The sequence below is a fragment of the Collinsella aerofaciens genome (assembly GCF_018785245.1).
GTDB lineage: Bacteria > Actinomycetota > Coriobacteriia > Coriobacteriales > Coriobacteriaceae > Collinsella > Collinsella aerofaciens_AD.
This window is the reverse complement of record NZ_WQPL01000012.1, coordinates 45,666-55,858: the sequence shown is the minus strand read 5'-3', so window position 1 is coordinate 55,858 and position 10,193 is coordinate 45,666. Positions and strand designations below refer to the sequence as shown.

11 protein-coding genes are annotated in these 10,193 nt (G+C 61.2%); 6 read left to right on the top strand and 5 right to left on the bottom strand.

The annotated features are described in order from the left end of the window. Window positions 1-341: 341 nt before the first annotated feature. From GPK39_RS02720 to GPK39_RS02705, 4 genes are all read right to left on the bottom strand, one after another. The gene (locus tag GPK39_RS02720; RefSeq protein WP_215673680.1) at window positions 342-1,199 is read right to left on the bottom strand and encodes an HAD-IIB family hydrolase; all 858 of its coding nucleotides are present in this window, start codon (window positions 1,197-1,199) and stop codon (window positions 342-344) included. Between the two features lie 87 nt (window positions 1,200-1,286). After that, on the bottom strand, window positions 1,287-1,454 hold the full coding sequence (locus GPK39_RS09870; RefSeq protein WP_215673679.1) for a P-II family nitrogen regulator: 168 nt from the start codon (window positions 1,452-1,454) through the stop codon (window positions 1,287-1,289). Window positions 1,455-1,459: 5 nt separating this feature from the next. After that, on the bottom strand, window positions 1,460-2,479 hold the full coding sequence (locus tag GPK39_RS02710; RefSeq protein WP_338404379.1) for a putative ABC transporter permease: 1,020 nt from the start codon (window positions 2,477-2,479) through the stop codon (window positions 1,460-1,462). A 3-nt stretch (window positions 2,480-2,482) separates the two neighbouring features. After that, window positions 2,483-3,019: an HD domain-containing protein gene (locus GPK39_RS02705; RefSeq protein WP_215673678.1), complete on the bottom strand. Its 537-nt coding sequence runs from the start codon at window positions 3,017-3,019 to the stop codon at window positions 2,483-2,485. Window positions 3,020-3,247: 228 nt separating this feature from the next. Here GPK39_RS02705 and GPK39_RS02700 point away from each other — a divergent pair, with 228 nt between their 5' ends. The 6 genes from GPK39_RS02700 (at window position 3,248) to GPK39_RS02675 (ending at window position 9,730) form a co-directional block, all read left to right on the top strand. Continuing rightward, window positions 3,248-5,029 carry a 1-deoxy-D-xylulose-5-phosphate synthase gene (locus tag GPK39_RS02700; protein ID WP_215673677.1) on the top strand — a complete coding sequence of 594 codons (1,782 nt, stop codon included), beginning with the start codon at window positions 3,248-3,250 and terminating at the stop codon, window positions 5,027-5,029. A gap of 379 nt (window positions 5,030-5,408) precedes the next feature. Beyond that, window positions 5,409-6,404: a glutamate ABC transporter substrate-binding protein gene (locus tag GPK39_RS02695; protein WP_215673676.1), complete on the top strand. Its 996-nt coding sequence runs from the start codon at window positions 5,409-5,411 to the stop codon at window positions 6,402-6,404. Window positions 6,405-6,542: 138 nt separating this feature from the next. After that, window positions 6,543-7,202, top strand: a complete 660-nt coding sequence (locus GPK39_RS02690) for an amino acid ABC transporter permease (RefSeq protein WP_215673675.1) — start codon at window positions 6,543-6,545, stop codon at window positions 7,200-7,202. Beyond that, window positions 7,199-8,032 carry an amino acid ABC transporter permease gene (locus GPK39_RS02685; protein WP_215673674.1) on the top strand — a complete coding sequence of 278 codons (834 nt, stop codon included), beginning with the start codon at window positions 7,199-7,201 and terminating at the stop codon, window positions 8,030-8,032. The genes GPK39_RS02690 and GPK39_RS02685 overlap by 4 nt, the downstream gene beginning before the upstream one ends. Before the next feature lie 36 nt (window positions 8,033-8,068). Next, window positions 8,069-8,833 (top strand): amino acid ABC transporter ATP-binding protein, encoded by a 765-nt coding sequence (locus GPK39_RS02680; protein WP_276571283.1) that lies wholly within the window; start codon window positions 8,069-8,071, stop codon window positions 8,831-8,833. An 87-nt stretch (window positions 8,834-8,920) separates the two neighbouring features. After that, entirely contained in the window at window positions 8,921-9,730 is an 810-nt protein-coding gene (locus GPK39_RS02675; RefSeq protein ID WP_215673673.1) for a gamma-glutamyl-gamma-aminobutyrate hydrolase family protein, read from the top strand. A gap of 105 nt (window positions 9,731-9,835) precedes the next feature. Here the strand turns inward: GPK39_RS02675 and GPK39_RS02670 are convergent, their stop codons facing one another. Further along, window positions 9,836-10,192, bottom strand: a complete 357-nt coding sequence (locus GPK39_RS02670) for an Hpt domain-containing protein (RefSeq protein WP_195240810.1) — start codon at window positions 10,190-10,192, stop codon at window positions 9,836-9,838. Between the last annotated feature and the right edge of the window lies 1 nt (window position 10,193).

The following is a 10,193-nucleotide window of genomic DNA, read 5'->3' as shown; positions in this document are numbered from 1 at the left end:
CCCATTGTGGCACCCCGAGCCCGCGGAAAGAAGCTGCGCCGCGGGGGAGGCGGCCCCCAATGGCTTTCTCATATCGTCTTACGTTGCTTCGAACGTTGCTTGAGTGCCTCGGAAAGCCCGACGAGCGCCGTGGAGAACGAGACCAAAGCGGTCAGAAGTCTCACGAAATCAATCAGATCGGTCATGGGCATCACCTCCCATCAGATGGAGGGCGTTGCCCGGCACATGGAACTGCCGCCAACAGTATCAATTCTATCAAAGCGCAGTTAGATATGCGAATGTTTGTTCGTATTTCAAGAGACCAGCGTCACCTGTGACAAAAGGGCTGTCCCTTTGTCACATTATTCGATTACGGTGCAGGAATTCTGCTTGTGCATGGTGGCAAGCATGTGTTTGGGGACGGCGTGGGCCATGCAGCTACCGATAGTCGCGCTCGCGGCGGCCTTGGCCGCGTCACTGCCGTTTTTGGTCGCGTAGCTATGGCGGAAGCGTTTGAGCATGGCGATGTCGTTGCCGCCGTCTCCGTAAACCGCGACCTCGTCCTCGGCAATGCCGTAGTAGCCCGCCAGCCAGGCCACACTCTCGCCCTTGTTGCACGCCACGTCCGTGATCTCAAACATCACCGGATCAAACGGCGCGTTGACCACACGGTCCGAGCGCTCGGCCAAATACGCCTTAAGGTCGCGCTCCAGCTCGGGCGAGGTCACGCGACAGTTGATCTTGCACACATCGTGGCGCAGGATGTCACCGATCGACTGGTCGAAATACTGTTCCTCGTGGTACCCGCCACGTGCACGCATACCGCGCATCACGATGCGCTTGATAGGACTGTCTTTTTTAAAGCCTGCCTGGTGCATCTCGAACGATCCACTCGAGAACATGCCATCGGGCGTGGAGCAGTCAAAACAGATATCCGGAAACTCCTTGAGCAGCTCCTCGGTAATCTGCGAGTCGATGGTCCAGGTCCTGAGCACCTCGCCATGGCTGTCGCGCACGATGGACCCATTGGAGCAGCAGACGTCGAGTGCCAGGCCCGTAAAGCCATGCTCGCCAATCGGCAGCGTCGAGCGCCCGGTCGCGGGAACCACATGCAGGCCGGCCTCGGTCAGCTCGCGAATGGCACGGCGGATGGTCCCATCTGCCTCGTGCAGGGCGTTCAGCAGCGTTCCGTCTAAGTCACTCGCAAACATCTTGATCATGGGCATGCCTCTCCTTCGTCTGCACGATATTGTAGACGAGAACGGGCGCGCCCCAAGAGAGGCACGCCCGTCAGGCGAAAGATTGTCCTACACCGCAGCGGGGCCGTGTTCGCCGGTACGGATGCGGATAACCTCCTCGACCGGCTCGACCCAAATCTTGCCGTCTCCAACAGTGCCGCAATCTTGGAAACGGCGCGGCAACGGACGCGAAACGAACGGGAAATACGCGAGCAAGGGAGCCGTGAGCGCGCCCATCCCGGCTAGCGCCGAAACAGCTCGTGGGCGCGGTCGCGGAGATTAGTTGCTCGAATGACACCTTCGTAGCGATTGATGCGCAGACGCGGGAAGGCATTGAAAAAGCGCAGGTCGCGTCGGCTGAGCGACACGCTTGGCACCGGACGGCTCATGCGCTTGCCGGCAAGGCGACGACTGAGCGACGGACGCGGCATGTTCGGCGCGGCATCGGCCACGCGGCGGGCAGCGAGCGCCAGGCCGCGAGCACCATCCGAGATAAACGTCGGCATCGAAGCCTTCTCGCGCAGGGCATCGAGCGTCGCGTCGCCCAGCTCCGCCAGCCACGCGTTAACGGCACGGCTGCGGATGTGCGTCTGTGCCACCGAGTCGATCGCCGAATCGGGAATACGTTCGAGCATGGAGTCTGACGCATCGGCAAGCGACTCATTGATGCGGTCGGCAAGGTCGGCCCGGACGCGCTCCAACTGATCGAACAGACGCCGCCAGCTCGCCAACGAGCACACCGCGTCGACCATCATCGCGACCGCGACGATAAAGGCGGACAGCCGCACAATCAGCACCGGCAGATGGGCAAGCAGGCCCAACACCGCCGGCTCCACCACGCGACAAATGCACAACGCACCCAGGCCAAACGCGCATGCCCAGTACAGACAGATGCGTCCGTGCAGGTTAAACGGCAGGTGCGAATAGTCCCAAAAGCGAGCGCCTGTTGTTTTTTCCAGCAGCACGCCCACGCTGTACTCAATCACGCTGCATACGAGCGCTGCAGCGACAAACTGGCTCGACGCGTCAGGAATTCCGCGCAACAGCAGCCAGCAGGCAATGCCGCCCGCGCCATAGATGGGGCAACACGGTCCCAGCAAAAAGCCGCTGTTGGCAAAGCGTCCGTGGTTGAGCATGGCGCAGACCGTCGACTCCCAAGCCCAGCCGCAAAAACCGTAGAAGGCAAACGAGAGCACCAGCGCAGAGAGCGGACAGGCGGCAAGCGTCGCGCCGTCAAATGCCATGTCGATCGCGGTCCCCACCGTCTACCCTCTCCTCTTCTCGCTCGATTCGCTGCTCACGCCATCGTCCGCCTCGTCCATGCGCCGCAGACGACCGGCGACCGTCTCGCGCAGCGCGCACCATTTATCTGCCAGGCACACAATCCATGCCTCACGACACGTCGGCGGCACCGGTACCAGCGGAAACATATGGCGCGCGATGATATTCCGCTCGCGCGGCGTCAGCTCAAAATCCTCTTCGGCACGCGCCAGAGCAAAAAATGGATGCCGGAATCCGTGCAGTCGATGGCTCGGGTCGGGATCGTGCCAGTCATAGAGAAAGTAATCGTGCAGCAGGGCCCCGCGCAGCAACGAGGCGCGGTCAACCGAGACACCGACGCGGCCCAGGCGCTCGGCAAAGGACAGGCTCGCCCGCGCTACCGAAGTCACATGCGCATAGACCGTCACGTCACCATGCTGGATAAACTCGCGCGTCAGGTCCAGACGGCCCATCTGTGCCAGTTGACGGGCAGCATAGTCGACCTCGTGCGCGATTTTCTCGGCACGAACGACATCGGACATGCTGCCTCCTTCCAGCGACTCACGGCGACAAGCCACGGCCTGTGCGCAATCGATAAAAACATCATGGGACACATCAGTATGGCATCAGACAAAACGTTTTGCCCCGCCAGTTGGCGAATTACCGCGCCGCCGTCACATATCAAACGCCAAAATGTGCGAGACTGTTTTGTGCAATTGTGCCGGCCGAGGGAGCGCCGGCGCTCGATTCGCATGGAGTAACCCACAACGATGCTGCTTACGCAAACGACAACGCCCGAGGACGTCAAGGCTCTTAATCGCGTCGAGCTCCCGCAGCTCTGCGACGAGATTCGCCACGCCATCCTCGAAAGCTCCGCCGCTGTCGGCGGACACGTTGCCCCCAACCTGGGCGTCGTTGAGCTCACGGTCGCGCTCCATCGCGTGTTTAACTCCCCCATCGACAAGATTGTCTTTGACGTTTCGCACCAGACCTACGCCCACAAGGCGCTGACCGGTCGCGCGTACACTTATATCGATCCGGAGCGTTATGGCGAGGCTTCTGGCTTTGCCAATCCCGACGAGTCCGAGCACGACCTGTTCGCCATGGGCCACACCTCCACATCGGTGAGCCTGGGCTGCGGCTTGGCACACGCCCGCGATCTGGCGGGCGACAGCTACAACGTCATCACCATCATTGGCGACGGCTCGCTTTCGGGCGGCTTGGCGTTTGAGGGCTTCAACAATGCCGCCGAACTCGACAGCAACCTGATCATCATCGTCAACGATAACGACCAGTCCATCGCCGAGAACCACGGTGGCCTCTATCGCAATCTGGCCGAGCTGCGCACCAGCAACGGCACCTGTGAGCGCAACGTTTTCCGCGCGATGGGACTCGACTACCGTTATTTGGACGCCGGCAACGACGTGTTGGCCCTGGTCGACGCGCTGCAGGAACTGCGCAATATCGATCATCCCATCGTGCTGCACGTCTCCACCGCCAAGGGCAAGGGCTTTGAGCCGGCCCAGAGCGACCCCGAACGCTGGCACCACGTGGGTCCGTTTGACATGGCGACTGGGCGCAAGCTTTGCCCGGGCCATCCGAGCGAGCCCGCGCCGCGCACCTATGCTGACATTACGGGCGAGGCGCTCAGCGCCGCCATCGAGCGCGATCCACAGGTCGTTGGCATCACGGCCGCCACGCCCTACATCATGGGCTTTACACCCGAGCTTCGCGCTGCCGCCGGCAAACAGTTCGTCGATGTGGGCATTGCCGAGGAGCACGCCGTGACCTTTGCCACCGCGCTTGCGCGCTCGGGCGCCAAGCCAGTCTTTGGTGTGTACGGTACGTTTTTGCAGCGCGCCTACGACGAGCTGTGGCACGACCTGTGCCTCAACGACGTCCCCGCAACCATTTTGGTGTTTGGTGCGTCAATCTTTGGCACCACGTCCGAGACGCATCTTTCGTTCTTTGATATTTCCATGCTGGGCGGTCTTCCCAACATGCACTACTTGGCGCCGGCCTGCATGGAGGAATATCTGTCCATGCTGAGCTGGTCGCTCGACCACCGCGAGCATCCCGTGGCAATCCGCGTACCGGGCATCGGCCTGGTAAGCCGCCCCGACCTTGCGCCCGCCGAAGACACCGACTACAGCGCCGTTCGCTACAACGTGGTGCGTCAGGGCCGCGACGTTGCCGTGCTCGCGCTTGGCGATTTCTTTGAGCTGGGTGAGCGCGTGGCAAACCGTCTGACTGCCGAGTACGGCATCGAGGCCACGCTCGTCAACCCGCGCTTTGCAACCGAGCTCGACCGCGAGTTCCTCGACAGTCTTGCCGCCGAGCATCGCGTTGTCGTCACCCTCGAGGACGGCATCTTGGACGGCGGCTGGGGCGAGCGCGTGGCATGCTATCTGGCATGCACGCCGTTGCGCACGCGCACCTTCGGCATCGCCAAGGGCTTCCCCGACCGCTACGACCCCAACGAGCTGCTCGCACAGAACGGCATGACGATCGAGAACATGGCCGCCGAAGCCGTAAGGCTACTCAACGAGTAAGAAAACCTCCGCGAGGGAAGCACCCCTGCGGAGGTTTTTATTTTCCCAACTCAATTATCTCGATCTGTAACATCTAGGGCCTGAATTCCCGTCTAACTGTTACAGATTGAGACAAAACAGCGAGGCAGGCCGCCACATCTGCAAGATCCACCACAAAGGTGCCTGTCCCCTTTGTGGTGGTTTTCAAAACGCTATCTCAGCTGTAATAATCGACGTTTGCCCAGATAAAACCTGCCAAAATAGACCTGTCCCTTTTTGGTAGGCAGAATAACCCATAAGGTAAGTATGTTTCTGAGTTATTTCGTGTTGACCCATTTGAGCGCGATAGGGTATAACTCTACTCAACCGCTAGGGATTTTATTGAGAAAGGTGTTCTACCATGAGCAAGAACCTCTCCCAGCAGGTCGTTCTCGACCGCCGCGGCTTTGTCGCCGCTACCTTCGCAACCGTCGCCGGCCTTGGTCTTGCCGGCTGCTCCGACACCAGCGCCGAGGCCGACAAGGGTTCCGCCGCCGGCTCCTCCAAGGGCTCCGAGGATACCGAGGTTTCCGCTACGCTCGATGCCAAGGCATTCGACAAGCTCGTCGACAACGGCCCCAAGGCCGATGACGACGCCATCGCCGCCAGCACCTGGGCCACGGCCGTCAAGGACGCCGGCGTCTTTAAGATCGGTGGCGTTCAGACCTCCACGCTCTTCTCCCTCCTCAACGAGAAAGACGGTCAGACCCGCGGCTTCGACGCCGGTATCGCACAGCTCCTGTCCAACTACATTCTGGGCGAGAACAAGGTCGAGATCACCCAGGTTACCTCGGACACACGCGAGTCCGTCCTGCAGAACGGCCAGGTCGACGCTGTCTTTGCCACCTACACCATCACTGACGAGCGCAAGAAGCTCGTCTCCTTTGCCGGCCCCTACTACTACACGCAGCAGGCCATCCTGGTGCTCGCCGATAACGACGACATCAAGAGCGTCGACGACTTGGCCGACAAGAACGTCGCTGTCCAGTCCGGCTCCAACGGCCCCGCCATCCTGGAGGAGTTCGTTCCCAAGGCCAGCCAGCAGGAGTTCAAGACCGACGAGGAGGCCCGCCAGGCACTCCAGCAGGGTCGCGTTGATGCCTACGTCATCGATAACAACATGCAGCAGAGCGCCCTGGTCCGCGAGCCCGGCAAGTACAAGATCGCCGGCAAGCCCTTCGGCAGCAAGGAGCCCTACGGCATCGGCCTGCCGCTCGATTCCGACGGCGTCGCCTTTGTCAACGACTTCCTTAAGAAGATCGAGGACGATGGCACCTGGACCGAGCTGTGGCAGGTCTGCATCGGCGACCGTACGGGCGACACCAATGTTCCCGAGCTGCCCGAGATCGGCGCCTAAACAGCGAGCCTAGTAACGGCCGCAACGAAACCATACGGAAACGCACGATGTGCTTTATTGCGATAAACTGTTTCCTTACTGAGTTGTCGGGGCTTCCGCACACACGGGAGCCCCTTTCCTTATCGGCGGGAGGTCCGCATGAGTCTCTCCGAGCTCTGGTCGCTCTATGGCCAGAACTATACCGACGCGCTGCTCGCAACCTGGGGCATGACGCTTGAGTCGTTTGTCATCGCCATGGTGCTGGCCATCGCCGTCACCGTGATGCGCGTGTCGCCGCTCAAGCCGCTGCGCGTCTTTGGCGACCTGTATGTCCAGGTCTTCCGTAACATCCCTGGCATCGCGCTGCTTATCATCGTCGTCTACGCGCTGCCGCCGCTCAAGGTCGTCCTGCCCTACCGCGCCTGCGTTATCGTCGCCACGGTCCTTTTGGGCTCGGCCTTTGGCTCCGAGAACTTTATGAGCGGCATCAACACCGTCGGCGTTGGCCAGGTGGAAGCCGCCCGCTCGCTGGGCATGAGCTTTAACCGCATCCTCGCCAAGATCGTGATTCCGCAGGCGCTGCGCTCGAGCGTGCTGCCCATGACCAACCTCTTTATCGCCGTCATGCTCACCACCGCGCTAGGCAGCCAGGTGCCGCTTAAGCCGCAGGAGCTCACCGGCGTGGTGAGCTACATCAACACGCGCTCGCTCGGCGGCGTCGCCGCGTTCTTTATCTCGGCGCTCGGCTACCTGGGCACGGCCTTTGTGGTGAGCCACATTGGCAACTATATCGATAAGAAGGTGAGGATCCTCCGATGAACAAGCATTCCTCCCCTGCGCTTACCATGCGCGATGCGCTCTACGAGGCTCCCGGCCCCAAGATGCTCGCCAAGATTCGCATCGGCACCGCCATTTCGCTCGTTACCGTGGCCGCACTCGTCGTCCTGGTACTGCAGCGCTTTTATGTGACCGGCCAGCTTTCGGTCCACTACTGGTATTTCTTTACGCACCTCACCACCTGGAAGTTCCTGCTTGCCGGCTTTGAGGGCACCGTTAAAGTCGCACTCACCGCCGGCGTCATTGCGCTGGTGCTGGGCTTAGCCCTTATGCTCGGCCGCACGAGCGATATTAAGCCGCTGCAGCTGGTCTGCCGCGTACTCACCGATTTCTTCCGCGGCGTGCCGAGCCTGCTGTTCATCTACTTCTTCTTTTTGGTGCTGCCCCAGTACAAGATCGCGCTGCCGTCGTTTTGGATGCTCACGCTTCCCGTCGCGCTCGCTGCGGCCGGCGTACTTGCCGAGATCTTCCGCGCCGGCGTCAACGCCGTGCCGCGCGGCCAGGTCGAAGCCGCCCAGGCGCTCGGTCTCTCCAAGGCTAAAATCACCTTTAAAATCGTATTGCCGCAGGCTATTCGATTTATCATTCCGTCGTTGATTTCGCAGCTTGTGGTCGTGGTCAAGGACACCACCGTCGCCTATGTGGTGAGCTACCCCGACCTCATGCAAAACGCCCGCGTGCTCATTACCAACTACGACGCTCTCGTGTCGGTCTACCTGGTAATCGCGGTCATCTATATCCTCATCAACGTCGCGATCAACAAGGCCGCTGTCTATGTTTCGCACAAGACCGGCGCGACCATCATCCGCTAACGCTTTACCATTTCGAGTCATTAGGAGCCGAGCACCATGGCACAGAGCACTTCTTCTACCGGCAATCAGCCGCTGATTGAGCTCAGGCACGTCGATAAGCACTATGGCGATCTACACGTCCTCAACGACATCAATCTCTCGGTCGACCGCGGCGAGGTCGTCGTTGTGATCGGACCCTCGGGCTCGGGCAAGTCGACCATGTGCCGCACCATCAACCGCCTGGAAACCATCGACTCGGGCGAGATCCTCATCGAGGGTGAGCCCCTGCCGCAGGAAGGCAAGGATCTTGCCCGCATGCGCGCCGAACTGGGCATGGTGTTTCAGCAGTTCAACCTGTTCGCACATATGACCGTACTGCAGAACGTCATGCTGGGACCGGTCGACGTGCTGGGCGTCTCCAAGGACGAGGCCCGTGAGCGCGCCATGGACCTGCTGGGCCGCGTGGGCGTGGCCGAGCAGGCCGATAAGGTACCCGCACAGCTCTCGGGTGGCCAGCAGCAGCGCGTGGCCATCGCCCGCTCGCTTGCCATGCAACCCAAGGCAATGCTTTTTGACGAGCCCACGAGCGCCCTTGACCCCGAGATGATCAACGAGGTGCTCGAGGTCATGGTCCGTCTGGCCCAGAAGGGCATGACGATGATCGTCATCACGCACGAGATGAACTTTGCCCGCCGCGTGGCCGATCGCGTCGTCTTTATGGCCGACGGCCAGATCGTGGAAACCGGCACGCCCGACGAGTTCTTCAGCCACCCCCAGACCAAGCGCGCCCAGGACTTCCTCAACTCCATCAAGGGCCACTAACCCAATTGCCGCGCGGGGCAAATTCATCACCAGCGTTTGCCCCGCGCACCCCTGTGCCATGTCCACCCGGATTCGAAAGCAACACCTATGATCGGAACCCGTACTTCCTCGTCCTATACCCCGCACGTCGACGTCGCCCCCGCCGACCGTCCGCTCATCCTCGTCGCGCCGCGTTGGGAAGATGCAAAGCCGTTTTTAAGCGAGACGCTCTCCCCCAACGAGGAAATCGCAAGTGTCTTTGTCGATGCCATCCTTGCCGCCGGCGGCCTGCCGCTGCAGATGTCCATCACCGAGGACATTGAGGTTATCCGTCATTACGTCGATATCGCCGACGGCATCGCCATTCCCGGCGGCCCCGATGTCAATCCCAAGCGCTGGGGCGATGATCGACCCTACGATCCCACCCTCTGCTGCGAGATCCGCGATAGCTTTGAGTTTAAGCTGGTCGGCGAAGTGCTTCGCGCCAAAAAGCCGCTCTTTACCACGTGCCGCGGCACACAGCTGCTCAACGTCGCTACCGGCGGCACCCTGTGCATGGACGTGCCAAGCCTGGGTGCGCGCGAGGGCCGCACGCAGTGGCGCCATACCCACGTGCTCAACGACCCCGTGCATCCCGTCGAGGTCGTGCCGGGCTCGCTGCTCGACCGCGCGGTTGGCGGCGCCAGGCTGATCCAGACCAACTCCGCACACCACTGCTGCGTCGATCGTCTGGGTAAAAGCACGCGCTTGGTCGCCAAGGCAACCGACGGCGTTCCCGAGTGCATCGAGGTCGAAGGTCAGCCGTTCTGTCTAGGCGTGCAATGGCACCCCGAGTACACGTGGAAGACGCTCGAGACCGACTTTAACCTGTGGAAGTCGTTTGTCGAGGCAGCGGCCAAGGTTAAACAGGCCCGCTAGCCCGCGAACCGCATAACAGATAAGGGCGCCCCGCCGGCCACATGGTCCGGCGGGGCGCCCTTTTGCCTATACGCGGCAGGCACACAGCCCAAGGCTCACAACCTCTTACTCGCCCGCCTCGCGCAGAGCCGACATCGTAGCCGCATATTGCTGCTGCAGCGCATGCATTCCCTCGCGAGCGTCGTCAACGGCATCGGCGCCGCGCAGCGCCTCGGTCACCACGACCGCCGGCTCGTACAGATTATCGAATCCCAGGTTCTGGCTCACGCCCTTGAGCGTGTGCGCTGCCATAAACGCACCTTCGGCGTCTCCTGCCGCCATGGCGGCCTCCAGCTTGTCCATGCTCTCGTCATCTAAAAACTTGAGGGCAAAGCGGGCAAGCATTTCCTCGCCCATCAGCCGAGCGCACGCGTCATCATAATTGGCGCCAATCTTCTCATACGCCTCACGCATGGAAATCATG